This window comes from Streptomyces sp. NPDC006510 (assembly GCF_040611955.1).
Taxonomy (GTDB): Bacteria; Actinomycetota; Actinomycetes; order Streptomycetales; family Streptomycetaceae; genus Streptomyces.
Map to the genome: position 1 here is coordinate 1 of NZ_JBEXPH010000121.1, position 26,143 is coordinate 26,143.

Sequence of the window (26,143 nt, forward strand, 5' to 3'; positions counted from 1 at the left end):
CCCATCCGCATACCTCACACACCACGGAATACAGCCATTACGGCGAACGCGTCAGGGACTTCGAGAAGGTTCACCCCAACGGGCCGAAGTCAGTATCCGGATGTTGTCTATCTCTGTCACGATGCAGCACCCTGCCACAGGGCGACGCCGAAGCCAAAGGCAATCGAGCGGTGCGGTACGGGGAGTACTCGGGCCGGGCCGCAACCTCCGCGCGGTCATGGTGCCCCCTCGTCGCCGGACTCGACGACCCCGTGGCGGGACGTCGTGCCTGGGCCCGTGACCAGGAACCGGACCCAGAGGCGATGGGCCCGTGCCTGGGTCCGTCGGCCCTCTCGCAACCGTGTTCCTCACTTCTACGCTGCCACGGCAGACAGGGGGCGAGCACGAGGCACGGGGGGTGCCCCTACCTGTTTCGTCAATCCCGGCGGCGGTGTTTACGAGGAGTTCGCTCTGGTTTTCGGGAACGGCCCGCAAAGCGGGACGTTCCCGGCGGGTCGGGTGCTGTGCGGGGAGCCAGCCTGTTCGATTTCCGCCCGTCCACTCCCTCCGGCTCTGCGGCAGTAAGGGCGTACACCTCGCCCCCCGTCGGACGCGATCACACTCACTCGACGCCCGCCGTGCCGCGTTGCGGGCGCAATTCCGCCGAACCCACGGCGACCGGTCACAGAGTTCCGGAGTCCGGCCAGTTGGACCAGTGAGTATTGGGTGAAAGGCTCGGTCGGTAGCGTCCGACGTCACCAGACGCTAGAACTTCCGCGATCTGCTGGTAGGTCTCACTCGTGCTGGGAGGTGTCTCGATATCCTCCGGCTGGTGCCATTCCTCCAGTTGCAGAACGTTCGGTAGGTCCCCGGGAATCCTTGATTGCACTTCGGCTTCGTCGGCAAGGATCAGATCCCGGTACTCCGGCACCAGCCTGCGGAACACGACTTCGAGCGGCTCGCCGGGCTCCGCCTCCACGGCCAGCGTTCGACCCCTGACAACCATGGGGGCACCACCTGCGTAGGCCTCCTGATCGTCGATCTCCTCCATGTTCTCGACACGACAGTGGATGCCCTCGTTCTCCCAGCCCGGTTCACCAGTGATCAGGCAATTCCCGTAGGTGCCCACCACATTGACGAGGTTGCCCATGCGCGGGTTGTATCCGACGGTCTCGATGATCAGGGCCCAGCGCCCCGGGTCACGGTAGAGGTGCATCCGCACATCCACTGCGTAGAAGTAACCGTTGTCGGGATGAGGGAGCTTGAACTCGGCGGCGCATTTGTCCAGTTGGGCGAGAATATCGTTCGCTTCGATCACGTCGCGGACGCTACCAGGGCTGACTGACTGTGGAGCTTGCCTCACTTCGTTTGGAGGAAGCCCTCGATGCCTGCGGTGACTTCCCGCGGCAGCTCGAGGCCCGGGACGTGCGTCTCACCGTTGAGCCGCGTGTATTTGAACCACGGGTTCTGCGCACGGAACTGCTTGTGCAGGGTGTCGTAGCTCTCCGGCTTCGGATGCGAGAACACATGCGGGGCCGGGTGGGGCTCGGTGAGCTTTTCGAGGCGGACCGTGACCCGGTCCTCCTCTCCTTGTGTTCCCCGTCGTGCTCCGGCTCGGGTGGACACCACCGTCCGTCCGACAGGACCTGATCGGCTTCTTCACCGGCCCCGCCGCCTTCGTGTGGACGCCGACGAGTGCCGCTTTCGTCCGGGGCACGGCCGTCCCGGACCGGGATCCCGAAGTCGATTCCGCATGGGAGGAGTTCTGGGTCGTGCGGATGGGCAAGGCCGCCGTCCTCCTGGAGCGGGGCAAAGCCCGGCGGCTCAGATGCTGTGCGGGCAGCCCATCGGCCGGCATGGCGGAGGTGGCGGCGCCTGTGGGCAGACGTGACGGGGCGGGAAGAGCAGGGGCGAAGCGCTTGTCAGGCAGCGAGGTCGAGGGTGCGGGGTTCGTAGAGGGTGCCGTTGCGGATCATCGCGTGTATGACGTTGACGCGTTGGCGGGCGAGACGGAGCACGGCCTGGGTGTGGGTCTTGCCCCGGGCGCGCTGGCGGTCGTAGTAGATCCGCGAGGACGGGTCGGACTTGCAGCCGATGGCGGCGAACGCGGCCTGGAACAGGGCGCGTTCGAGGAGCCGGTTGCTGCGGTGGGGAGCGTGCTCGCCGCGGATGGAGGTCCCGGAGGACTTCGTGGCCGGGGCGAGCCCGGCGTAGGAGGCGAGGTGCCCGGAGGTGGGGAAGCCGGTGCCGTCGCCGATCGCGACGATGACGGCGGCGGTGGTCCTGGCGCCCATGCCGGGCAAGGACGTCAGGAGGTGGAAAAGAGGGAGGGCCTCCAGCAGGGCGGTGATCTCCTGCTCGGTCTGACGGCGCTGGGTGTGGGCGGCGACGAGCTGGGCGGCCAGACCGGGCACGATCACGGCGCCGGCCTCGGTGCCGGGGACGACGAGTCTCTGCTCGTCGAGCGCGTCGAAGATCTCGCCGGCCAGGTGGTGTGCCTTGCGGGAGCCGTGCGACTTGAGCAGGGCCTCGCAGCGGGTGCGGCCCAGTCTCTTCAGCCTCGTCGGGGAGCCGTGCCGGGCCAGGAGGGCCTGAACGTAAGGGTAGGCCAGACGCGGACCGAGCACGCGCTCAAGGGAGGGATGGATCTGGGAGAGCAGGCCGCGCAACCGATTGGTGGCGCGGTTGACCTCGCCTGCGAGGTCGTTGTCGTAGCCGGTGAGCATCGTCAGCTCGGCCAGCGCCTCGTCGTCGCGGTCCACCGCGCGCAGCCCGCCGCGCGGGCCACTGTCAACGGGAGCGCGCCGATGTTGGCGACCTGGCCGGCCGGTGCGCGGTCCGCGGGCCGAAGGGCGCCTGCCGGGCAACAGCCGGACCGGGCACCCTTCCTGCGCCCCTGGAAGCAACCCGGTCTCGTCGCCCGTGCGAAGTCACGGGATCTCAGGGAGAAGCAGGAGGATCAGCGGAGTTCCACGGTGATGCCGACCCGGTTGAGCAGTTGGAGGACACCGTCGACATATGGTGTCTCGCCCGCCGTGTCCACGCTCAGCGAGGCGAGCGCGCACCGGGCCACCTCGGCGTCATGCCAGATCAGTGTGAACGGAGCGGGCGGCCACTCCCCGCCGCACACGCAGCCGCGCAACGCCCCCCAGCACTGGTGGTAGTGGCCGCCGGGGCCGGCGACCGCCTCGCCCAGCGCGCACACCAGCGCCGGCACATCGGTGATGTGCCGGCCGTCGAGGTGCCGCACGGGGTCGAGCAGCGGCCCGTCGGCGTTCTGCCGGGCGGCGGCGAAGGCAGCCCACTCGGCCCGGCCCTCGGGTGGATACGCGGCCCACGACCCGCGCTCGGTCGGCGGCCCCTCGAACCACGCGTCCCACACCGGACGGACCGCCGGCACCGGCCGCACGGCGGGGCCCTCGCGCAGCCACAGGTCCACGAGGGCCCCGCCGACCATTGACGGGCGGGAGGCCACGACCCCCAGGGGCATGTGCTCCTGGTGGCGCATCACACGACCGGACCGGTCCAGGGCGAGCAGGGTGACGCGATCGCCGTCGGCGCGCGAGCGCACCAGCCGCCGCTTCAGCCGCTCACCGGGTTCGCAGCCGATCAGCCGGAGCGGCGGCACGGAGGGGACGGGGCGACCGGCGTACAGGCCGTCGACCCGGCGGCACTCGCCCAGTCCGGCGCCGCCGGTGCCGTTGAACAGCCGCCAACGGGCGTCCGCGGGCCCGGTGCGGTGCCATACCGGGCCGTCGGCCTCGGCCTCGATGGTCACGTCGAGCAGCGACGCGTCGAGGGCGGAGGGGCGGCAGCCGAGCAGGACAGGGTCGAGCAGTGTCCAGTGGTGCGCGTCGTGGGCGTAGAAGGGGCCGTGCTCGGGGTCGGCCCCGGGCTCGGGGTGGTCCACGATGATGTCGAGCTGTCCGAGGCCGACGGGCTCGACGGGTCCGTCCGGCGCGAGCGACTGCCGGCGGGCGCCCTCAACGGCCTTGCGCAACCGTCCGGTCGGGGCGCAGCCCATGAGGGTCAGCCGCTCCCGGCGCGGGGCCGGTTCGACGAACAGGCCGTCGGCGTCGGCGCAGCGCGCCCACACGATCAGTTCGCCGTCCCATTCCTCGCTGACCAGCACGTACTTGAGCGGGAGTGCCCGCTCCCAGGTCCAGACGGCCTCCTCGACCAGCACCGCTTCCGCTGCCCCCTCGCTTGTGTGTCGTGCCTGCTCACCGCTCCCTCAGCCTGTCACGCCGCAGTGGCGGCGACGATGCCGGGGCCCAGCCCGAGGTGCTTCTCACCAGGTGGGCCGGCAGCCCCCCAATTCCCTTCATGACGCCAGAAGCTGTCCCGTTCCCATGTCCGGCGCGTTCTTCTCCACCAGCCACGAGCCAACCGCGAGGACGGCGACCGAGAGCGCGTGCATCACGGCGACAATGCCCCCGAGCCACACCGCGTCCCGCGGCCTGCCCCGGCCGCCCACCGGATCACCGGCGGCCAGCGACTTGCCGTGCCCGGGAGCACAGGCATGCAGCGCGCCCAAGGCCGCCGCTACGAGCAGCGCCACCGGAAGAGCTGCCCCGCGGTCGAGAAGTGAGGTCAGATCACTGGTCCAACTCCATTCCCCGGAAGTCGAGTCGGCCGGTCCGGCAGACTTCAGCGCGAGCGTGCGCGCCGGTTCCTTCGCAGTGTGCAGCCCGCCGCCGCCCAGATCGGTCACCGACAGCGTCCGGTAGGCGGGATTGATGTCCGTCAGCGCGGTGACCGTCAGCGTGATCCGGTCCACCGGGCGCGGGCAGACGAAGTGGAGCGTCATGCCGTCGGCCCGGTCCGCCCGGCAGGGGCTGCCGTCCTGGCGTACGGCGATGTGCGCGCGCAGATAGCCCGGCACATCGCCGCCGGAATGCGTACGCAGGACGGCGACGTCGTCCTGCTGCGCGGACCAGGTCGCGCTTATGGCGGAGGGGCCCGTCGTCTCGACCCTGACAACGGGTGGTGTGCCGAAGGGGTGCGCCTGGGCCGTCCTCGCGCTGCCGAACAGCAGCGCGAGGACGGCGGTCAACAGGATCAGCACCCCGGTGTGGAGTGATCGCACGGTGGTGCTTCCCCTCAGTCCCGGCGTGCGGCCGGCGCGTGGACCGTGCCGTCGTCCGTGAGCACGAATAGCCAGGCACCGCTGACGGAGAGGGCCGACGCGACGCCCGCGCCGAGGTTGTGGGCAGCGAGCTGCCGGCCGGTGGCACGGTCCAGGACGAGAAGGCGCCCGTCCCACGTCCCCACGTACACGAGCGTCCTCGTCACCAGCGGGTGCATCGTCGGAGAACCGTCCCCGGCCGAACACCCCATGGCGACCCGCCATTTGTCGTCCAGCGGGCTCTCGCCGGCCAGATAGCCGGACTTCGTCTCCCACACCGGCTTCGAGGGATCGGCCGCGCTCGTGTCGTAGGCGCGCACCACACCGTCGCGTCCCGCCACGTACGCGATGTCCCCCCAGACGGCCGGGCTGGTGAGCGGGGCCCGCCCCGGCTCGCAGTGCTGCCGCCGCCCGGTTTGGACTGCCAGGTCGCCGCGCCCGTCGCCGGGTCGTGCCCACTTACTCCGGACGCGGTGAAGGTGACCAGCTCCGCCGGGCCCGATGCGGGATCGGTGAGCACGGGCGACGAATGGCTGTCGATCTCGCCCGCAGTGTCCTTCACCCACAACTGCTTGCAGCTCGTCAGGTCCATGGCGATGACTGTGTTGCTCGACGAGGAGTGCAGGTAGGCGGTGTCCGAGCCGGGCTCGCGCACCGGGGTGCTGTGGGACTGGCCCCAGGAGGCTGCGGCGCCGAAGCCGCCGGGCAGCAGGGTGCCGGTCTTCGCGTCACGGCAGCGGACCGTGTCCCAGTCCTGGTAGACGGCTACCGTGCGGTCCTGTCCGTGGAGTGCGAAGACACTGACCGGCCCGCCTGCACGGCCGTAGCGGCGCACCGTGTCGCCGTGCTGCTCCTCACGGTCGATCGACTCCCAGGCGACATGGCCGTCCCGGACGTCCAGTGCGAGTCGAAGGCGCGGGACGCGACGATCACCTTGCCGTCCGCGATCACCGAGCCGACGTACTACAGCTTGCGGCAGAGCAGCGCGTCGGGCGTGCTGCCCTTGGCCCACGCGCCGGTGAAGGCGATGCCCGCCGCGTATTCGTCGACGGAGCACTGGCCCTTGTAATTACCGGAGGCGAATTCGCCACCGGGGTTGCCGGCCGGGCGGTTGTCGCCACGGTCGAACCACACGGTGCGGCCCGTCGTCGGCAGCGCATGTGATGCGGAGACGCACAGCACACCGGAGACCGCCTGTCCGCGGATGCTGTAGCCGGCCATGAACTGGTCCTGGGGACACTGCAACTTGGTGTAGCCGGAGGCCCAGTCGCCCTGCTGGACGTACCGTTCGTCCGTCACGACGGTGAACGCGGCTGCCGGGGCCGAGAGCCCGGGAGCACCCGCGTCCGTGCAGAGGCTGTGGCCGTCGCGGTGGGACACGCCGGAGATCCGCTGCCCGTCCGGACATACGCCCTTGCGGGCCCCCGAGTCCCAGTCGCCCTGGGAGCGCACCCGGAGGGACTGTACGGCGTCCGCGTGGTCGAGGTTCAACATGTTCCAATGCCGGCCCGTTGGCACCGGCCCGGTCTTGCCGGGCGCGGCGATCAGCCGGTTCCAGTCGGCGGTGCGCCAGTCACCACCGTCGAGAATGCCGGAGCGCTTGCCCTCGGTGTCGTAGTCGAGCAGCTTCCAGCGCCCGTGCCCGGTGAATCCGACCAGCGGCCAGTAGGCGAAGTCGGTGTCATTCGCTATCAGGTAGTCGACGAAGTTGCCGAACCAGGCGCGCGCCCGCGGGTCGGTCTCGTCGGCGCCGATGCCGAACTCGCTGATCCACAGCGGCGCGGTGTAGTGCTGCCCGGTTTCGGAGGCGACGAAGAACGCCTGCCGCTTCAGTGTCGCGAACAGTTCGTCGCGCGAGAGCTCCTGGTAGCGCCAGTCGTGCGTCTCGCCGGTGCCGGTCGCCCCGGTGTGGTTGGGCCCGGTGTAGCCGTAGAAGTGCGCCGAGTAGACGAGTTTGTTCGACGCCACGAGCGTGTGCGAGAGCGTGCGCGCCGGTTCCAGCGTCGGCCGCCAGTGCGGCAGGCCGTCCGCGGGGATGCCCTGCCAGTTGATGCCCTCGACCACCACCAGCAGGTCGGGGTTGGCCTCGGTGAGCAGTCGGTCGCCGAGACGCTGGGAGGCGGCCCACCAGTCGTGACCGTCGCCCCAGCCCCAGTTGGCGTCGGCCGTGATCGTACGCCGCACCTCGTTGTACAGGTCGGCTCCCACGACGCGCTTGTTGTCCTTGTACCGCTTGGTCAGGAACAGCCAGTCGTCCTCCCACTGAGCGGAGCTCTGGCCGGTGTTCCAGCGCTCGTTGCCGTCCAGGCCACAGCAGAAGCGTGACGTGTTGGTGTGGTTGTTGAGCACGACCGCGAATCCCTCGGCGGTCGTGGCGTCGACTACCGCGTCGAACACCTGGAGAGGGGTCTTGCCGCGGAGGCGGGGGTTCGCGGCGACCGCCGCGTCGGAGACCGGACGCTGGTCGTGCAGCAGCTCGTTGGAGAACGGAAGGCGGATGCTGTTGATGCCGAGTTCATGGAAGTCCGACAGAATGGTGGAGATGGGCGCGCGGTCGAGACCGAGTGGCATCTGGTCGGACTTCTCGGAGTCGTGGTGATTCGCGGCGACGTCGATGTCACCCGATCCGCTCCACGAGCCCTGCGCACCCTGCCAGTTGGCGGACTTGAGCTTGAAGCGGTTGCCGTCCGCGTCCACGATGTACCGGCCGCGGGTACTCAGAGGCGGCTTCCAACTGTCCGCGAAGGTGATGCCGCTCGTCGCGGCCGTGGCCGCGGTGTCGGCGTCCGGCGCGGGGGATCCGGCGGCCGGTGCGGCCGACACTGTGGCCAGCACTCCGGCCAGCAAGGCTCCAAGGAGGGTTCTCTTCACGGTGTCCTTCAGCGGTCCGGGGTCACGCCGCCCCCCTGAGGGAGTCCGTGGTGTGCGGGCGACCTGGTTGATACGGGTGTGAAGTGGAAGTGCGTGGCGCAGCGGTGGAACCGTCCGGGCCGGAGAACGGCCGAGGAGCACTCGGGCAAGACCGGCGCGGAGTTGACGCACGCGCTGCGCCAGGGCGCCTCCGTCAGCCTCAAGTGGCCTACCCCAACCGTGAGTTACTAACACGTAGGCAGTGGATGATCACCCTGGGACGGGCCGTGTCTCCAGGGCGGAACGCAGGTGCTCGTAGAGCGATTCGGGAGCCCACCGGCCAAGTGTCATGCAGGGGCGGATGTTGAGGGCGCCGGCGGCGTCACAGCCATCCGCTGCGCTGGGCCTGCAAGGCCATCTGGAAGCGGTTCGCGGCGCCGAGCTGGGCCATCAGGATCTGCAGGCGGCGGAACAGTGTGCGGCGGCTGATCCCCAACTCACGGGCGATGACATCGTCGCTCGCGCCCCCCGCGAGGAGCCACAGCAGGCGGCGGTCGGCCGGTGACAAGCCGCCCGGGCGGGTGGTGCGGCCGTGGAACGGCAGGGCGTTGTGCCAGGACTGCTCGAACAGTGCCATGAGTGCGGAGAGCAGGCCGCACGGCTGCACGATCAGCATGGTGTTGTGCACGTCCGCCTCTTTGATCGACAACGACACAAGGGCGTACGCCTCGTCGATGATCACGAGTTTGACCGGCACCGACGGCAGCACCCTGGCCTGTTCGCCAGCCTTGATGCACGGTTCGATGGCCTCCTTCAGATGGCCCGGGTGCTCCAGCGACTCCCGTGAGTACACGACACGCTGTGTCACACCCCGGGCGAGCGTGGCCAGCGCGTCGTCCGTGGCCTCGGCCAGGGGGAAGTACGGCGGGGACTCGAACTGCCGGATCTGGTCGCGGGCGCTTGCCCAGGCGCGACGAATCCTGGGGCCGATGGCGTCCCCGGTGACGACCTCGACGAGATTGTCGTTGTACGCGGCGAGCCGCTGCCGCCGGAACGACTCGAACGCGCCCCCGACGGTGATGCGCGACTCCTCGACCTCGGCCACACGGTGCCGGGCGAGGATTTCCAGGCCGGCGGTCGGCGGAACCGGGGACACCACGTCCCCGCCCTCCTCGGCGGCACTGGCCAGACCCGCGTCGACCAGTGCGCCGTAAGCCGTGGCCAGCTCCGCACCGTCCAGGCCGGCCGCGTCCGCGATCGCGCTCAGCGGAGCGGGGGCCAGTTCGAGCAGTGCCAGATAGACCCGGACCGCCGCGTGATCGATGCCCAGAAGCCGAAGGGCCTCGCCGAGTCTCGCGTTCGTCATACACCGCATTATCGACTGCTCCGGCCGGGGCCGTGGCCGATCTGTGCCAGTGGCACTCCTCGGCCCCGGGCACGCGCGGCATGGGATACCGTCCGGGAGCCGCCGACGACCGGCGGCGGCGAGGGTGCCCGAGCCACACCGGGAACAAGCCCGTCCCGTACGGCTCACTCCGCCCCTCGCCGCTGAGGACCCACCCAGAAGAAGGTGCATACCGTGGCGAAAGGCCGAAAGAACGGTCTCTACTCAGGGATCTCCGAGGAACTGTCCGCTCTGATGCGGACCGGGTGGGCGGACACCGAGCGGCACGACCTGCGGCTCGGCGAGCAGGCTCCGTACGCGGCCCGTCGCCGCGCCGCGCTCTCCGCGCGCTTCCCGGGCGAACGCCTCGTGATTCCCTCGGGAAACCTCAAGGTCCGTTCGAACGACGACAGCTACCCGTTCCGGCCGTACTCGGGCTATGTGCACATGACCGGAGACCAGGCCCGGGACGGCGCCCTCGTCCTCGAACCCCGAGCGGACGGCGGCCATGACGCCTACTGCTACCAGCTGCCGCGGGACAGCAGGGACAACGACGAGTTCTGGACCGGTGCCACGGCGGAGCTGTGGATGGGCCGGCGCCGCTCCCTCGCCGAGTCGGAGCTCGTACTCGGTCTGCCCTGCCGGGATGTCCGCACGGCGGCCGACGACCTGGCAGCCGCCTCCGGTGCGCCGACCCGGATCGTCCGGGGCGTCGACCCGTCCCTGGAGGCCGCCGTCACCACCGAAGAGGAGCGCGACGCCGAACTGGAAGAGGCGCTCAGCGATCTCCGCCTCGTCAAGGACGACTGGGAGATCGCCGAGCTCCGTAAGGCCGTGGACTCCACGGTGCGCGGATTCACCGACGTGATCGGTGAGCTCTCCGGCGCGATCGCGTCGTCCGAGCGGTGGATCGAGGGCACGTTCTTCCGCCGTGCACGCCTTGAGGGCAATGCCGTCGGCTACGGCTCGATCTGTGCCGCGGGCGAGCACGCCACGATCATGCACTGGACGGACAACGACGGTCCGGTGCGCCCGGGGGACCTGCTCCTGCTCGACGCCGGCGTGGAGACGCACACCCTCTACACTGCCGACGTCACGCGCACGCTGCCGATCAGCGGCACCTTCACGCCCCTGCAGCGCAAGGTCTACGACGCGGTGTACACGGCCCAGGAAGCCGGCATGGCAGCCGTCAAGCCGGGCGCCGCGTACCGGGACTTCCACGAGGCGTCCCAGCGCCACCTGGCGGAACGACTGGTCGAGTGGGGCTTCATCGAAGGTCCGGCCGACCGCGCGTACGAGCTCGGCCTCCAGCGCCGCTTCACGATGGCGGGCACCGGTCACATGCTCGGTCTGGACGTCCACGACTGTGCGCGGGCCCGGAACGAGGAGTACGTCGACGGCGTGCTGGAGCCGGGCATGGTGCTCACCGTCGAGCCCGGCCTGTACTTCCAGCCGGACGATCTCACCGTGCCCGAGGAGTGGCGCGGCATCGGCGTCCGGATCGAGGACGACCTGGTCGTCACCGACGACGGCCACGAGAACCTGTCGGCCGGCCTGCCGCGGTCGGCGGACGACGTCGAGGCGTGGATGGCCCGGTTCGCGGGCTGAGTACGCCGAAGCAGGGGGTCTGTGCTGGCTCCTCGCGGTGAACGGGAAGGCGACTGGCCTGGATGAAGCACCAGGCCAGTCGCCTTCTTCCACACCCGTGGAAGAAGTCAAGCCTCGTCGGGAAGTAGCTCACCAGCAGATTCCTCGTCTGCTGGTGGTACACGGCCCGTACCTGTGCTGACCAGCGAAAACGATCGCCTTGGTGATCTCTGGCTGGGACTTGGCCCGGGTTTGGCCCGGATCTTGGGTCAACGGAATGCTCGATGGGCGGTCCGCATCCCCGCCGGTCAAGGCAAGGGGGTTCACCGCGACAGCGGCCTTCATCGCCGCCCCGGATCTCGACTGCCCGCTCGGCTCGCGCATCACCCTGCCCGACGGCACATGGCTTGTGCTCGCCGTCGGGCAGCAGACCCCCGCCCCGGATCGGCACGGACGCCTCGGGCTGGCACGAGCAACAGCGCCACGGAGCGGGTAGCAACAGCCGCCATGCCAGTCGGCAACGGCGATCCGGAGCACAACCAAGTGAAGCTTCCCCCGGTTGCCGGGCGGCGAAGTCGCTGTCAGCCGAGGTGAGCGTCGAGAAAGCGCAGGACTTCAAGGTCCTCTGTGCTGCCGCCGCCGGCATGGCCGCCGTACTTCCAGATGCGAAGCTCCTTGCCGCCCGCATACGCGTCAAATGCACTGGCGACCGTCGGCGCCGGACACACTGTGTCGCGCAGGCCGGCAGAGAAGAGCGCCGGCGCTGTCGCGCGGGGGCCGAAGTTGACCGCATCCACATACGACAAGGCGCGCATCGCCTCATGTTCTCGGTGGACATGGGTCTCCAACCATTTCACGATCTCCATGTATGGCCCGGATTCCGCGAGGGTGAGTGCACGCGGGATGTCGCACAGGAACGGGACCTTCGCCACGACCGCAGCGAGATCGGGGACCAGGCCCGCGACTGCGAGCGCGACTCCGCCGCCTTGGCTTGCCCCGAAGAGCGCGACACGCGAAGGATCGATCCCGTCGAGGCTCCGCATCGCATCGACCGCACGGACGGCGTCGACAATGAGTCGGCGGTAGTAGTAGCCGGACGGGTCCGTGACGCCCCGCGATGCGAAACCGGGGACAGACGGACCCGATCCGTGGGGGTCGGCGGTGTGCCCGGGGCTGTGCACGCTCCCCTGCCCGCGGGTGTCCATCGTCAGGTGGGCGTATCCGGCCGAAGACCACAGAAGGTTGTCGATGTGCTCGCCGCGCCCATTGCCGTAGCCCACGAACTCGACGACGGACCCGGCATGTTCCGACAGCCCCTTCGGCTTGCGGAGCCAGCCCTTGACCGCTTCACCCTGAAAGCCGGAGAAGGACACGTCGAACACATCGATCGTCTTCACCGGCGAGTCGATGCGGTCGATTCGGACGTTGAGCTCGAAGCTGTGAGCCTCGGCAAGTGTCTGTTCCCAGAAGTCGTCGAAGTCGGCGGAGGAAGCCGCCTCTTCATGCTCTCGACTCATGGGTGTCATCGGGTGGGTAAGGCGGGCCTGGGTCATTTTCCGTAGATCTCCACTTCGAGAACGCGCGCATTCGTGTACCCGGGTGCCGCACATGCCTTCGTGATGTGCAACCGCACACGCTTCGTCGTGACGGGAACGAAGGAGAGGTCGTTGAAGGTCCCCACGTAGACGTCCCGATCATTGTCGGCAACTGCGGTGACGGTTTGCCACGTGGCGCCGTCCCACTGTTGCACCTCGAAATCTGCCACTTGGAATCCTCGGTTGGCCATGAACCCTGTGTGCACGCAGACCCGGCCGATTGTCTTCGCGCTCGACCAGGCGAACTCGAGGTCGTGCGGCTCGCCGGATTGGGAAACCCACCGACTGGAGTCCAGGTTGGTGATTCCGTCGACGAGCTTCGCGGTGGCGGTGCCGGCGAGGGTGGAGCTCGCTGTGATCGTCGCGTCACGTGCGACGTTCTTGAGGCGGGACGGAGCGGGGTGCGAGGCATCGGCTGACCGCACTTCGCCGGTGACGGCAACGACCTTGTAGTAGTTGTCTGCGCTGGAGCTCGTCGTGTCGACCAGACTCTGGTCCGGATGGTTGCTTGCAACGACGGTGTACGGACCGACTGGACCCTCGGCGCGGAGCACGTCAAAACCGGTCGCGGTGTCTGCCTCGACGTGCAGGCGATCGACGTTCACGGACGATCCGTTGGAAATGACACCGGCGCGGCCCGGTGCGGATTCCTGGAGACTGCCTGAGCCCACCCGGAGCACTTCGCTGCCGTCGCGGAAGAGTGCGAGCGTCGCTGCGTTGAGTTCGAAGCGATAGGTGACCTGCCGTCCGGCTGTCGGCATCGCATACGGGTCGGTGATCGCGGGGGTCGAGCCGAGAATCGTTGTCTCGCCGTTGAGCACGCGGCCGATGCTGTGCTTCGCCGTCACGAAGTCGAAAACCGCGAAAAGGTAGTTGGCGGCGTCCGAGTATCGGAGCACGAGTCCGGCCGAGCCGGACAAGGGTTGTGAGAACGCGAGTTCAGCACCGACGAAGTGGTTCGCGACAACGTCCGGACCGAACAGGGCCGTGCCGGAACCACTGATGGCGAGCCGCTTCGACATACCGATTCCGTTGGCGAGTGGACCGTCAGCCCCCGGCAGGCTCACGACCTCCCACGGGCCGTTGAGGGCCCAATCGACCGAGCCACTCTCGAGGTTCGAGCTCGCGATGCGCTTGTACGACGGCTTCCACCACACCGCGGTGCCACCATTCCCGGCAGCCGCGAGCACGGTGTGTGGCGCGTAGGGCACATCCGCACTGGGGGTCGCCACCAGGGCGTTGGATGCCGAAGACTCGCCGTAGCCGTTCACCGCATGCACCGTGAATGTGCACGCCTCGCCGTTCGCGATGCCACGCACGCGCAGGCCGATCGCGTTGCCGGCATCGATGGTGTTCTCATTTCCGACAGCACCGTGACGCACGATATAGCTGTTCGCCCCGACAACGGGCTGCCACGACACGTTGACGGAGCCATCGCCGGGCGCCGCCGCCTCAAGAAGCGGGGCGGCGGGTGCGGTGAGGAGCACATGACAGGGTTGTGACGCTGTGCCTTGTCGCTTCTTGGCCAGTGGCGCAACGGTGAACGCATAGGCCTTGCCCAGCGCAAGCCCGGCGAAGGTCGCTTCGGTCTTCCTCGTCACTCGACGTCTCACAACGGTTCCGTTTGCGTCCCGGCAGAGTACGAGATAGTCACCGGTGCCGAGGGCCGGGGTCCATGCCACTTTGACGCGTCTGCCGTGCGGCTGGGCGCTGAGGATGTTGGCTCCGTTGCGAGTGACGAGAGCCGGGTCAAGGCTTGTGCGGGCCCGCTTCCAGCGCACCCTCATCACGCAGTACGCCGGCACCGCCACGACGCCGGATGCGCTTCCTTCGGTCATGACGATGGAGCCCGGCGCGGCGGCTGTGTTCTCTGCACGGGGGTCGTCCGAGCTTATGAACAGAGTGTCGAACGGGCCGGGCAGCGTCACGCCGCCCCACTGGAGAGTGAGCGAATGCGCGGTGGCCGACTTGTTCGTGATCACGAGCGAGTCGTATCCGTCGAGTCCGACATACGCCTGCGTGTGCACGGCCGGGACTGTTCCACCATGCTTCGGCACGGTGACGACAGCCTCGGAAGTGGAGGTGGCGAGTGTGTGTGAACTCCGATTGATCGCGTCGAGGCACACGGCGAGGGCCAGCGCAGAGCCGTGTCTGACGATCCCGTACTCGAAGCCGGCGGTGTCCAGAGTCTCGCCGCGTTCGTAGACGGACTTCATCGTGTCGAGGTAGGGCTTGGTGAAGGTGGTGCCGAACTGCACCAAGCCGTGCAGCATGACTCGATCGACATTCTGATGCGCCGAGAGCCGTGTGACGAATTCAGCTGCGAAGATCCCGTTGTACAGCGTGCGGATGATTCCGGATGTTGACAGGGAAGTCATTGTGCTCGGAGTCGAGTTGAACTCGCTGACGAACACACGCATGTCCGGGCGGCCCTTGGCGAGGTAATAGCTGTCGATGTAGGAGTTCGTGCGGTCGGCGAGTCGGGTGTTGAGGTCTTTCGCGGCGTCGTCGAACGTGCTGTATCGATCACCGCCGCCGTACATGTGGAAGGAGATCCCGTCCCAGTACTTGTCCGGGTAGGCGCCCAGCGCCTGATCCCACGCCGGGGCCTCGCCTTGCGAGAACATGACGTTCACCTGGGCGGCGGGATCAACCGCCTTGATGGCGTCGTAGTACGGCTTCATTCGCGTGGCGTAGTCCGTCGCGTCCATGAAGAAGGTCGGCAGCAGCCACCCTTCGTTGCTCAGCTCGAATGCCGCGACCCTGATGTTGTTGGCCAGGCAGTAGCCGGCGACTGCAGCGGCGGATTCCGGGGTGTCGGTGAAACCGTTGATGATGATCACTGTGTCGGCCTGAACGTCGTCGAGCAGGGCCTTGTAGCCCGCGAGGCGATGCAGATCCGGCTTGGCGCCGATGACGTGTGCATCGTCCTGCGACGTGTCGAATGCTGTCATCTTGCCGAAGAACTGTGCGGCCCATTCCGGGCGCACGTCACCGCTGCGAAGGTCGAAGTAGTCCGAATCCGTGCCGGAGGGGTACCGGAGCGTTCCGGCGCGGAGCTCTCGCGCAAGACTCGCTGCCTGCGGGTCCGCGAAATTCATTCCGACCACTTGGAAGTCCGGGTTGTAGCCGCCGAAGTTCGGCGCAAGCGGGGTAGCAGTACCCGGGTCGATGCTCACGGTGAGTGGCTCGCCGGCGCTCGCGTCCGCCGCGAACGCACGCCCTGGCGCTCCATTCACCGAGATGAGTGCCGCGCCGGCCCCCGCCAACCCTGCTTTGATGACTGTTCTGCGTGATGCTTCCATGATCTCGACTCCCTTGTCTCGAACAGGTGTTGATGCGCGGCGGTGCTGCCGACTCGGCTGAGCCCTGGCCCGCACGAGCCGGCCGGGCGTGCGGCCGGGGCTGGGTGCAAGCTGGGCTGCGACGGAGGTGTCAGGATCTTCGTGCAGCCCAGCTGCGTGATGTGGAACTTGCGGCCCTGCTGCTGAGCTTTCGCATTGCCGTCGGGTGGTGACGACCATGGGTGATCCCTGCGGTATGCGGGTGGGATGCCGTATGCGGAGGGTGGTCCGCAGGCCCTGCGTTCCGCTCGGCCGGTGAAGGTGCCGAGGATCTCGGATGCCCAATTTGCGGTGCTGGAGGAGGAACTGGGCAAGGGCCCGGCCGCCCGTGGCCTCGAATGTCGGTGGTGGACCTCGGGCCGGGTCCAGGCGGTGATCGACCGCCGTTTCCGGGTGACCGTGTCGGTGACGATTGTGTGGCGGCTGCTGAAAGGCCGGGCTGGTCGTGGTAGGCGCCGACGCGCAGGGCTCTGGAACGGGACGAACAGGCGGTGGACTTGTGGGAGAGGAGGTGAGGCCGCAGGTAGAGCGTCGCGGCGGCGCTCGGTGCCTGGACCGACTACCGCGACCTGCTGCTCCGCGCGCACATCCGGCTCGGCGGACCGGCCGTGGTGGTCGGGACAACTCCAACACCCGTCGCACAGCCTGCGTGCAGAAGTACGCGGCCGAACACGACCGGCTCGGCGTCTTCCAGCTGTCTTCTTACGCGCCGGACCTCAACCCCGTGGAGGGCGTCCGGTACTTCTTCGGGGCGGCACGACGGCGAACTCCGCCTCCGGGGACCCGGGCCACCTCACCCGGACGCTGCACCGAGGCCTCAGACCCGTGCGACCCCAGCACCCACTCGTCGACGTCTGCGTGGCCGGGACCGGACTGACGCGCACAACACCGACACCACACTCGAAACCTCAGGACTTGGCGCGCGAGAAGTTCTTCGCGTCGATCTGACCGGCATCCACGGCATCCTTGAATGCGTTGTTGTAGGTCTTCGCGACGGACTTGAGCCCCGAATCGATGTTCTCGGTGCCGAGAATCAGGCGCGCGAGGGAATCCCGGAAGTTCTCACCCTGCACGTTCAAGAGTGCCGTCGGAGCGACGAACCACGCTTCATCGGACTTCGACGGTGCATAATCGGCGTACTGGGGCCAGGTCGCGGCTGCCTTTGCGGTCGCGGCCGCATCTTCACGGATCGGGAAGGTCAGCCCAGTCTTGCCGAGTTCCGCGTTGAGATCGGAACCGATGAGCGTCTTGAGCACTTCCGCGGCGTCCGCCGCGTTCTTACTCCCAGCATTGATGGCGTAAGGCGTGCCCGCGTTCATGGCCTGCCGGACCGGCTTCTCTTTGTCCGGAGCCGGCACTGCGGAAGCAGCCCAATCGACCTTCGTCGCGTTGGTCTCGTTGAGCACCCCGACATCCCAGGAAGTGGAGATGAACATCGCGATCTTGCCGTTCGAGAACGCCGCCCTCATGGCGTCGTTCTCCAGCGAGCTTGCTCCCGGGTATGCCCATTTCTTGGCGATGAGTTCCCGGTACAGCTCAACACCGGGCTTGTACTTCTCGCTCTGATACTCCTGTGCGTCCACGTTGAAGATGCCCTTGCCCGTGAGGTCTGCATCGCTGTTAGTGACGGCGGGGTCCAGCATCCAACTGGCCCAACCGACCCACTTGAGCGGGAGACCGAAGCAGTACGCGCCTTGGCCGCTTGCTTCGATGGCCGCACAGGTCGACGTCACCTCGGAGAAGGTTGTCGGCGGCTTCTTCGGGTCGAGACCGGCCTTGGCGAAGAGGTCCTTGTTGTAGGCGAGTCTGGTCGTGTCGGCGGTGGTGGGAACCGCATAGATCTTGTCGTTGTAGATGTACGGTGACGGCTTCTGGAGCGCGCTCTCGTATGCCGCCAGGTCGTCACCGCTCAAGACATCGTCGAGCGGCTTGAGGAACCCTGCCGGGGCCAGCACCTGCGCATTCGAGGCATCGAAGACATCGGGGCCCTTGCCGGTCTTGAGTGCCAGCTGGAGCGCGTCGAGGTAGGAGTCCGAAGCCTGAACCGTAACCTCGATCTCGGTGTCGTTATCCTTGCCCCACTCCTCGAGGAAACTCTGGATCGCCTTGGACTGGGCGCCGTTCTGAATCCACACACTGACCGCCTGGTCGGATGATGTGGTACCGGAGCTGCATGCGGCGAGAAGAACCATTGATGCGCCGGCCCCTGCAACTGCTGCCCAACGCGTGAAGTGCCGTGTTCTCATTGCGTGATTCCTTTTGGTGTGCCTTGCGGGATTGTCCGGACGAATACTTGAGGGCTTGGCCCTGTACGCCCGGGGGTGAGTATCGCCACGCTGCCGACAGCGCCGAGGCTGATGGCGACGAACGCGAAGATGATGACGAGCTGGGGTGGGCAGATCGTGAAGATGATCACGGAGGCCGCCCAAGGGGTGAGTGCGGCGACAGTGCGGATCGGCCGGGTCACGGCCAGGACTCCGATCTGCCGAACAACCTCTGCCGGCGTGGGTGCGGTGAGGCATGCGACGGGGGCGACCACCATCAACACGGCCGTGACAGCCGTCGCGGCCAGAGCGGCGCCGGACGCCGCGGGGCCTGCCCCGCTTCGTGCCAGCCATGCAAGGCTCAGTGTCAGCGCACCGGGTATTCCGATGAACGCCATGGCGAAGATGGTCGTCGTGGCCCGGTTCCACAAAGTGGACAGGAATCGCCGCCAGCTCGGTCCGTCGCCGTCCAGCAGACGTGTTGCACCGTCGTAGAGTGCCACCGTTGCGAAGGGGATGGTGACGAGAGGCAATGAGCACAGTGCCCAGAGCACGGTGAGCCAGGCGAGCGAGCTGAAAATTGAGCACGCTCTGGCGATCCCGCCGACGATCACTGAGCGATTCATCCCTTGACGCTCCCCTCGGTCATCCCCTGGATGAAGAAGCGTTGGAAAGCGAAGAAGAGGATGACGATGGGCACGACGATCAGCATCGCTCCGGCAAGCATCAGGTCGTACGCCTGTGTGCCCTCCGAGGTGCTCCTGAGTGCGAACACGCCCACCACCAGTGTCCTGAGTTCTTGATCGCTGATCGTGAACACATACGGGATCTGGAAGTTGTTCCAGGCCTCCTGGAATGCGAGGACCCCGGTCGTTGCCAGAATCGGGCGCATCAGCGGCAGTGCAAGCCGCGAGTACACCCCGAAGAGTCCGAGGCCGTCCAGCCGGCCGGCTTCCTCAAGCTCGATCGGCAGACTCTCGCAAAATGCTCGGATGAGGAACACGTGAATGATCCCAATGCCGGAGAGTTCGACAAGAATGACGCCGAGGAGGTTGTCAACGCCCAGGATCTGCGCGATCTCGAGCCGCGGATAGAGAGTGGCTGTGCCAACGCCGACGAAGAGCGTGAATGACATCACGGAGAAGATCGCACGATGGAAGGGCACGGCTCGTCTGGCCAGGAGGTAGCCGAGCATGGAAGAGGCGAAGATGTCGATTCCGACAACACCGGCTGCAACGACCACAGAGTTGAGGAGGTACTGACTGAAGCCGCCCTTCTCCCACGCGCGCACGTAGTTGTCGAGCGTCCATGTGGTCGGGAAGAGCTGTGAGCCACTCGTCAGAATCTCGGCTGACGGTTTGAACGACGCGAAGAACGCATAGACCAGGGGGACGAGCGTGATGATCGCGACCGCGGTCAGGAACAGGTAGACAAGCAGTCGCAGTGCGGCTCTTGAGTTTTTCCGACGACTCATCGCTTGCCCTTCTTGGCTATTGCGGTCTTGTCCCGTGCCGCCCTGTCACGGGACACCGCCATGTACCCGAGTGACACGATCGCCGCAATGATGCTGGCGACGACGGCGAGTGCAGACGCATACCCGTACTGGCTCCCGCGGTCGGTGCCGAAGAAATAGTCGAAGAGGTAGGTGTACATGACGTCGGTCTGACCGGCCGGCCCACCGTCGGTGAGCGTCTTCACGAGGTCGAATGAACGAAGGGAGAAGACGATGGAGAGCACGACGACAACGCGAGTGATGGGCGCGAGCAGCGGCAGTGAAACATGCCGGAACCGTTGGATCGCATTCGCGCCGTCCAGTTGGGCGCTCTCCAGAAGCTCTTTCGGTACCGTCTGCAACGCAACGAGGAAGAACACCATGTTGATTCCGAAGTTCGACCACACGCCGACGAGTATCAGGCTCCCGAGGGCTGTCCCCTGACTGCCCAGCCAATCGACGTCGGTCGAGATCAGGTTCAGCGCTTGGAGTATCCCGTTGATCACCCCGTTGTCGGGCCGAAGGAGAAAGTAGAACACGATGCCGATGATGGCAATGGAGATGACATAGGGAAGGAAGAAGAGTCCCCGAAACAGCCCCATCCCTCTGATCCCACTGTTGAGCACCGTGGCCAGAAGCAATGAGAGCGGAATCCCGATCACGATCTGTCCGACGGCGAAAACCAAGGTGATCAGAACCGCCTGCCACCAGGACTGGTCCTTGAACATGAGTTGGTAGTTGTCCAGGCCGATCCACTGGGGTGACGTCACGCCGTTGTACCGCGTGAAGCTCAGGAACACCACATACGCGACGGGAAGCAACGCGAACAACACGAGTGGGATCAGCGACGGCAGCGCCATGAAAGTGCCAACGAGGCGTTCCCGCGACTGCCACCGTGGGCGCCGCGATTGGGGCAGCGCGGCGGCCTGACGTTCGTCTTCTCGACTGCCGGCTCTTGTCTTCGTCTTGGCTCTGCTCACCAGAGTTCCACCATCGCACTCCCTGCGAGACGGGCGAAGTACTCCGCGGCGTCCCACGTTCACACGGTCCGACTCAGCACCGCGTCGTCGGAGGTGCGGGCGCAGCCGCAAGCAGGAAACGGCTCGAGCGGCACTGCCCAGTTCTCGTCTGATCGCGCTTCATCGCCCCGATTCCGCCTGATCTGATGCGTAACAGAAAATCAGCAGGAGCAAGCAAAGTCAAGGTTCGAAACTTGGGGCGCAGCCGTTAGTGTCGAGGTATGGCAAACGAACCGAGGCGACCAGTGCGCCAAGCCGACATCGCCCGACTTGCCGGCGTATCCCAAGCGACCGTGTCCTCCGTGATCACTGGCAGTGGCGATCGATACGGCATCGCCCAGGAGACTCGGGACAAGGTGATGGCTGCGGTTGAAGCACTCGGCTACGTGCCGAGCGCCGCGGCCCGTCAGCTGCGAGGAGCACGTAACCGGCTCATCGGCGTGCACACTTTTGAACCGATCTTTCCCATTAGCCAGATGAACTTCTACCACGAGTTCCTGGTCGGGATCGAGGAGCAGGCGGTGCTCGATGGCTACAACCTGTTGCTCTTCACTGCCACGGACAGCGCGACAGGGAGGCGCCCCCTCTTCGTCAAGGGCGCTTCCCAACTCTCTGTTGCCGATGGGACGATCCTGCTCGGTCTCGACAGGGAGCGAAGCGAACTTGAGCGCCTGGCGGAAAGCGGCTATCCCTTCGTTCACATCGGTCAGAGAACGATCGAGGGTGTCGACATCCCGTTCGTCAGCCCCGACTACGAGGCGGGTGTGTACAACGCCGTCGAGAACCTCATCACGCTCGGGCACACCGAGATCGCCTACCTCGAGGACGACGTGAGATTCGAGGCGACCACAGCGAGGCGCGAGGGGTACCAGCGGGCGATGGCACGGCACCGACTGCGCGCCCGTGTGGTTGAGACCGCGCAGCATGACGCCGCTTCCTTCGACTTGCGTGGAGCGACCGCCGTGTTCGCCGAGGAGTCTCCGCAACTGCTTTGGGTCACCACGCTCGCTGAAAGTCAACATCTGGCGATTCCTCGTGACCTCTCGGTCGTCGCGCTTTCGGAAGCAGCCAGCGACACAACAAGACAGTGGACAACGCTCGCGGCACCCAGACGGCGGCTCGGCGCGGAAGCTGTGCAACTTCTCGTGAGCGTCCTCGACGGGGTCGACAGCCCGACGCACCGATTGCTACCGTGCCTCCCGCTCAAGGACGACACGCTCGACAAGCCTCGGGGTTGACGTACGGGCGATCTCCCGCGCGCCGCCAGTTGTTGGCGTACGGACTTTCCCGCCCAGTTGTGTCCGGACGAATGTCCCCAGCTGCCAGGCCGCTTCACTCTCTCGCCCGTCTACCCTGAGGCGGTTCTTGAGCCGGCAGCTGGGGCTGTTGACGGAGATCGCTTCGCAGCGGTGCAGGATCTGGTCGAGAATCGCGGTGGCGAGGGCTTCGCCGCCGAAGACCTGGCCCCCACTCGCTGACGTCGTGTTCGACGTCAGGATGATCGAGCCCTTTTTCTGACGTTTCGAGATCACCTGGAAGGCCAGGTTCGCCTTTGCCTCCTTCGAGGGGCTGGTAGCCAACCTCGTCGCCAACCAGGACGCTCGGCCGCAGGTAAGCGCCGAGCTTGTTGTTGGTCAGCCGCCCGGTGGCCTGGGCGGCCTTGAGGTTGCGCACCATGTCGTCGAGACCGGTGAAGTAGCTCGGTACCCGGCCCGGCAGGCCGCGAGGACGACGGCAATGTGCGTCTTGTCGACTCCGGGCGGCCCGAGCGGGGCGGCGTTCGCCTCGGCCTCGACGAACGAGAGGGTGGCCGGGTCCACGGCCTGGCGCGGGTTCAGGTCGGGCTGGAGAACGGCCGTGCTCATCGAGCGTCTTGTGGTGCGGCAGCCTCGACAGCTGCAGCCCTGCCGGAAGCGGCGGTCGTCCTTCACGGCGAGTCCCCCGGAGAGCACCGGGTCGAGGAGTTGAGGTAGCCCACGTTCCCCTCGCCCGCCCGCCGGGGTGTGTTCGTTGATCGATTCGGTCAGGCGCGGCGGGCCGAGCCTGCCGGCCGTGCTGGGGATTCGGGTGCCGACCAACTCGCTGGGGACGTTTCCCCCGTGCTCGGGTAGGTGGTGAAGGGGCGGGACCGGTCAGCTCGTCATAGACCAACAGTGGGCGGCGGCCGACTTCGACGACACGGACACCGCGGCCGGCTGCTGATGCATGGCCAGCAGTGTCTCGCCGCTGCTGTCGGGAACGGCCGAGTGGAGCATGATCTGCGCTTTGGTGGCCCGGATCTCAACCAGTTGGCGGGGGCGGACGCGGCGGGCGGACGCCGCGTGGTCGAGGGCCGCCCGCTCGCCGACGATCTGCTGATGAGTCCTGTGTTCCCGGGCTTGCCGCTGCGGCGCCCAGGCGGCGAAGGCTCGGCCGGACAGGACGTGGTCGCGGACGATGAGGACCTGCCGTTCGACGCGGCCTCTGCCGGTGCCAACGTCATGTGGAACGAGCAGACCTTCGGGATCCCGGCATGGGCGAGGATCTCGCCCTCGTCACCATCTCCGAGGCGATCTCCGACAGGTGGATCGTCCCGGACTCCAACACGCCACGGAAACGGCGCAGTTCCGACCAGCGATGCGGGGCCAGGCCATCGCAAGCTCTTCCACCACCCGAAACGACCAAGCAGCGGAGTGCCGACCAGGAGGACGCACCACATCAACAACTGCCACTTTTCGGGCGTTCGCAGGTGGGGACCTTCATGTGTACGTAGACGCCAGTCACATGGAAACGCGAAGAGGGAGGCGATTCGTGCTCGCCGTGGTCTAGTCTGATACGCATCAGTAGAGAAACTGATGACGCCAGGAGGAGTCAAAGACAGTGACGTCGACACAAGCAGCCCATCACCACAACCGACGGGACACCCGTGAACCCCTTACCGATCCTGTTGGCAGGCGGCCACGTGTCGAAGGGGAAGACCGTTGAGCGAGCGGGAGATCTCGGCGGACGTCGCCATCATCGGCGGTGGTCTCGGCGGAGTTGCCGCGGCCCTGACCGCCACCGCCCTCGGACGGACAGTCGTGCTCACGGAGGCAACGGATTGGCTCGGCGGCCAGATGACGTCACAGGCAGTCCCGCCTGACGAGCATCCGTGGATCGAGACCCGCTCAAGCGCCACGTACCGCATCCTGCGCAACCGCATTCGCGACTACTACAAGCGCGCCTACCCATTGAGGGCGAACGCAGCAGCCGACCCGCTCCTGAACCCCGGTTTGGGCTTCGTCAGCGACCTCTGCCATGAGCCGAGAGTCGCTGTCGCCGCGATTGACGAGTTGCTGGCCCCCGCGCGCGCCGCAGGTCGTCTCACCGTGCTCCTCCACCACGAACCCGTCGCGGTCGAGGGTGACGGCGACCGCGTGCTCTCTGCGACCGTTGCGGATCCGAGCGGGAACAGGGTCGTCATTCGCGCCCCCTACTTCATCGACGCGACGGAGCTCGGCGATCTGCTCCCCCTTGCCGGGATCGAGCACGTGATCGGGGCCGAGAGCCGCGACGACACCGGTGAACCGAACGCTTCGGCGCGCGCGGACCACCGCGACCAGCAGGCCCCTTCGTGGTGTTTCGCACTTGAGTACCGGCCGGGTGAGGACCACACCGTCGATCGTCCGGAGCGTTTCGAGCACTGGAAACGCCACCGTGATTCGTTCTGGCCCGGCCCGCAGCTCTCGTGGACCGATCTTGATCCTCAGACCCTCGAACCACGCGTCCGACGCATTTTCGACGGGGACCCTGACGACGATTCGCAGAAGGACCTCTGGCGCTATCGCCGAATTCTCGCCAAGAGACAGTTCGAGACGTCCTTCACCGGCAACGATGTGACGCTCGTCAACTGGCCCCAGACCGACTACTGGGAAGCCCCGCTCATCACGAGTGACTCGGCCGTCGATGCGACAGCCATGGAGCGGTCCAAGGAGTTGTCGTTGTCGTTCTTGTACTGGCTGCAAACCGAGGCGCCTCGACACGACGGTGAGACCGGTTACCCCGAGCTGCGCCTCCGCCCCGACATCATGGGCACAGCCGACGGGCTGGCCAAGGCCATCTACATTCGCGAATCACGGCGGATCGCCGCCGAATTCACGGTCTTGGAGCAGCACATCGGGCTCGATGCCGCCGAAGGGCGGGGCTCCGCGATCTTCCACGACACTGTGGGAATCGGGGGATACAGAATCGACCTGCATCCGACGGCCGCCGGCCGCAGCTATGTGGATGTCGCCTGTCACCCGTTCCAGATACCGATGGGCGCATTGATCCCGGTGCGGGTGCGAAACGTGCTCGCGGCGAACAAGAACATCGGCACGACACACGTGACGAACGGGGCATACCGCCTCCACCCTGTCGAGTGGAGCATCGGCGAGGCCGCGGGCGCCCTGCTCGCCTATTGCATCGCCAACGGCCGGACGCCGAGCGCGGTGAGATCAAGCGAGAGTCATCTCGCCGACTTCCAGTCCCTGCTCACCACCCGGCTCGGCATTCCGCTCGCGTGGCCGGATGACATCAGAACGAGGAACACACGATGACGAAGGGCGTGCGCACGACGATTCCCCTCTCGGACTCCTGGACGGTGAGCAGGGAGCCTGCGACCCACTCGGGAGCCGGTATCGATGTCAACGACGTCCCCGCCACCGTTCCCGGGTCCGTACACACCGATCTGCTCGCGGCCGGGCTCATCGCCGACCCATACATCGGCGACAACGAGCGCCTGACCGACTGGATCGGACGCAGCAACTGGATCTACCGGTGCGAGCTGCCCGCGGTGACCGCGGAGAACGAGCGCGTCGAGCTCCACTTCCAGGGTCTCGACACTTTCGCTGAAGTGCGGGTGAACGGCACCGTGGTCGGACAGACGACATCGATGTTCACGAGCTTGCGCATCGATGTGACGAACAAGCTCACGGGCAACGCGGACCTGCTCGAGGTGCGCTTCGAGTCACCCTACGCGCGAGCGCTCGCGCGCTGCGACGAGATCGGGCCGCTGCCGAATCCCTACGACGAGCCGTACCCGTTCATCAGGAAGACCGCGAGCAACTTCGGCTGGGATTGGGGCCCGACACTCGTCACCGCAGGAATCTGGAAGCCCGTTGCAATTGAGATCTGGAGCGCAGCGCGGATCGGAACGGTCGCTCCCACCATCACAGTCGAGGACGGCGTCGGCGCGGTCGCCGCTCAGGTGGAGCTGCTTCGCCAGCCGGGCGCCGACTCCGCCGGGCTCAGCCTCCTGCTCGAGATCGGCGAGAGTGTTCTGTCGCTCCCGGTGAACGATGTCGAGAACGCCGTCACCGTTCGGGCGGAGGTTGCGTCGCCGGAGCTGTGGTGGCCACGTGGATACGGCGAGGCCGCGCGCTATGACCTCGCCATCACCCTCGTGGGGGGGGGGGGGCGGCCCCGCCGGCCCCGGGGGGGGGTGAAAGGGGTGCCCCCCGGGGGTGTGGTAAAGGTAAAAGCCCACCCAGGGTATACGGTGA

General features: G+C 66.9%; 19 protein-coding genes and 3 pseudogenes. 5 read left to right on the plus strand and 17 right to left on the minus strand.

What is annotated here, in order from left to right:
* Positions 1–661: 661 nt before the first annotated feature.
* The 8 genes and pseudogenes from ABZY11_RS29345 to ABZY11_RS29380 all read right to left on the minus strand — a co-directional run bounded on the left by ABZY11_RS29345 (position 662) and on the right by ABZY11_RS29380 (position 9,323).
* Positions 662–1,297: a hypothetical protein gene (locus tag ABZY11_RS29345; protein ID WP_356482029.1), complete on the minus strand. Its 636-nt coding sequence runs from the start codon at positions 1,295–1,297 to the stop codon at positions 662–664.
* 41 nt (positions 1,298–1,338) lie between these two features.
* On the minus strand, positions 1,339–1,605 hold the full coding sequence (locus ABZY11_RS29350; RefSeq protein ID WP_356482030.1) for a hypothetical protein: 267 nt from the start codon (positions 1,603–1,605) through the stop codon (positions 1,339–1,341).
* A 296-nt stretch (positions 1,606–1,901) separates the two neighbouring features.
* Positions 1,902–2,750 (minus strand): annotated as a pseudogene (locus tag ABZY11_RS29355) (transposase); the annotation flags it as partial.
* A gap of 188 nt (positions 2,751–2,938) precedes the next feature.
* Complete coding sequence (locus ABZY11_RS29360; RefSeq protein ID WP_356482031.1) at positions 2,939–4,165, minus strand: hypothetical protein; 1,227 nt, start codon at positions 4,163–4,165, stop codon at positions 2,939–2,941.
* Positions 4,166–4,303: 138 nt separating this feature from the next.
* A complete protein-coding gene (locus ABZY11_RS29365; RefSeq protein WP_356482032.1) occupies positions 4,304–5,068 on the minus strand; it encodes a hypothetical protein in 765 nt (254 codons plus the stop codon).
* Between the two features lie 14 nt (positions 5,069–5,082).
* Positions 5,083–5,673: a PQQ-binding-like beta-propeller repeat protein gene (locus ABZY11_RS29370; protein ID WP_356482033.1), complete on the minus strand. Its 591-nt coding sequence runs from the start codon at positions 5,671–5,673 to the stop codon at positions 5,083–5,085.
* Between the two features lie 397 nt (positions 5,674–6,070).
* Positions 6,071–7,978 carry a cellulase family glycosylhydrolase gene (locus ABZY11_RS29375; protein ID WP_356482034.1) on the minus strand — a complete coding sequence of 636 codons (1,908 nt, stop codon included), beginning with the start codon at positions 7,976–7,978 and terminating at the stop codon, positions 6,071–6,073.
* Positions 7,979–8,339: 361 nt separating this feature from the next.
* On the minus strand, positions 8,340–9,323 hold the full coding sequence (locus ABZY11_RS29380; RefSeq protein ID WP_356482035.1) for a LuxR family transcriptional regulator: 984 nt from the start codon (positions 9,321–9,323) through the stop codon (positions 8,340–8,342).
* A gap of 213 nt (positions 9,324–9,536) precedes the next feature.
* On the opposite strand from ABZY11_RS29380, the gene ABZY11_RS29385 reads away from it, so the two are divergent.
* Both ABZY11_RS29385 and ABZY11_RS29390 read left to right on the plus strand, forming a co-directional pair.
* A complete protein-coding gene (locus tag ABZY11_RS29385) occupies positions 9,537–10,949 on the plus strand; it encodes an aminopeptidase P family protein (RefSeq protein WP_356482036.1) in 1,413 nt (470 codons plus the stop codon).
* Positions 10,950–11,205: 256 nt separating this feature from the next.
* Positions 11,206–11,424, plus strand: coding sequence for a hypothetical protein (locus ABZY11_RS29390; RefSeq protein WP_356482037.1), 219 nt, complete (start codon positions 11,206–11,208; stop codon positions 11,422–11,424).
* Between the two features lie 85 nt (positions 11,425–11,509).
* On the opposite strand, the gene ABZY11_RS29395 is transcribed toward ABZY11_RS29390, so the two are convergent.
* The 6 genes from ABZY11_RS29395 to ABZY11_RS29420 form a co-directional block, all read right to left on the minus strand.
* Positions 11,510–12,481, minus strand: a complete 972-nt coding sequence (locus tag ABZY11_RS29395; RefSeq protein WP_356482038.1) for an acetylxylan esterase — start codon at positions 12,479–12,481, stop codon at positions 11,510–11,512.
* Positions 12,478–15,828: a discoidin domain-containing protein gene (locus tag ABZY11_RS29400; RefSeq protein WP_356482039.1), complete on the minus strand. Its 3,351-nt coding sequence runs from the start codon at positions 15,826–15,828 to the stop codon at positions 12,478–12,480. Before ABZY11_RS29400 ends, ABZY11_RS29395 begins: the two co-directional genes overlap by 4 nt.
* A gap of 947 nt (positions 15,829–16,775) precedes the next feature.
* Entirely contained in the window at positions 16,776–18,113 is a 1,338-nt protein-coding gene (locus tag ABZY11_RS29405) for an extracellular solute-binding protein (protein ID WP_356482040.1), read from the minus strand.
* The gene (locus ABZY11_RS29410; protein WP_356482041.1) at positions 18,110–18,757 is read right to left on the minus strand and encodes a hypothetical protein; all 648 of its coding nucleotides are present in this window, start codon (positions 18,755–18,757) and stop codon (positions 18,110–18,112) included. Before ABZY11_RS29410 ends, ABZY11_RS29405 begins: the two co-directional genes overlap by 4 nt.
* The gene (locus tag ABZY11_RS29415; protein WP_356482042.1) at positions 18,754–19,605 is read right to left on the minus strand and encodes a carbohydrate ABC transporter permease; all 852 of its coding nucleotides are present in this window, start codon (positions 19,603–19,605) and stop codon (positions 18,754–18,756) included. Before ABZY11_RS29415 ends, ABZY11_RS29410 begins: the two co-directional genes overlap by 4 nt.
* A complete protein-coding gene (locus ABZY11_RS29420; RefSeq protein WP_356482043.1) occupies positions 19,602–20,603 on the minus strand; it encodes a sugar ABC transporter permease in 1,002 nt (333 codons plus the stop codon). Before ABZY11_RS29420 ends, ABZY11_RS29415 begins: the two co-directional genes overlap by 4 nt.
* Positions 20,604–20,863: 260 nt before the next feature.
* Between ABZY11_RS29420 and ABZY11_RS29425 the strand changes: the two genes are divergently transcribed.
* A complete protein-coding gene (locus ABZY11_RS29425; RefSeq protein WP_356482044.1) occupies positions 20,864–21,880 on the plus strand; it encodes a LacI family DNA-binding transcriptional regulator in 1,017 nt (338 codons plus the stop codon).
* Here the strand turns inward: ABZY11_RS29425 and ABZY11_RS29430 are convergent.
* From ABZY11_RS29430 to ABZY11_RS29440, 3 genes and pseudogenes are all read right to left on the minus strand, one after another.
* Positions 21,830–22,234, minus strand: a complete 405-nt coding sequence (locus tag ABZY11_RS29430; protein ID WP_356482045.1) for an ATP-binding protein — start codon at positions 22,232–22,234, stop codon at positions 21,830–21,832. The two genes, ABZY11_RS29425 and ABZY11_RS29430, sit on opposite strands and share 51 nt — an antisense overlap.
* 42 nt (positions 22,235–22,276) lie before the next feature.
* Positions 22,277–22,720, minus strand: a complete 444-nt coding sequence (locus ABZY11_RS29435) for an ATP-binding protein (protein WP_356482046.1) — start codon at positions 22,718–22,720, stop codon at positions 22,277–22,279.
* A pseudogene (locus ABZY11_RS29440) lies at positions 22,666–23,193 on the minus strand (hypothetical protein); the annotation flags it as partial. The pseudogene ABZY11_RS29440 and the gene ABZY11_RS29435, both read right to left, overlap by 55 nt.
* A 409-nt stretch (positions 23,194–23,602) precedes the next feature.
* On the opposite strand from ABZY11_RS29440, the gene ABZY11_RS29445 reads away from it, so the two are divergent.
* The gene (locus ABZY11_RS29445) at positions 23,603–25,198 is read left to right on the plus strand and encodes an FAD-dependent oxidoreductase (RefSeq protein ID WP_356482047.1); all 1,596 of its coding nucleotides are present in this window, start codon (positions 23,603–23,605) and stop codon (positions 25,196–25,198) included.
* Positions 25,195–26,143 (plus strand): annotated as a pseudogene (locus ABZY11_RS29450) (hypothetical protein); the annotation flags it as partial. The gene ABZY11_RS29445 and the pseudogene ABZY11_RS29450, both read left to right, overlap by 4 nt.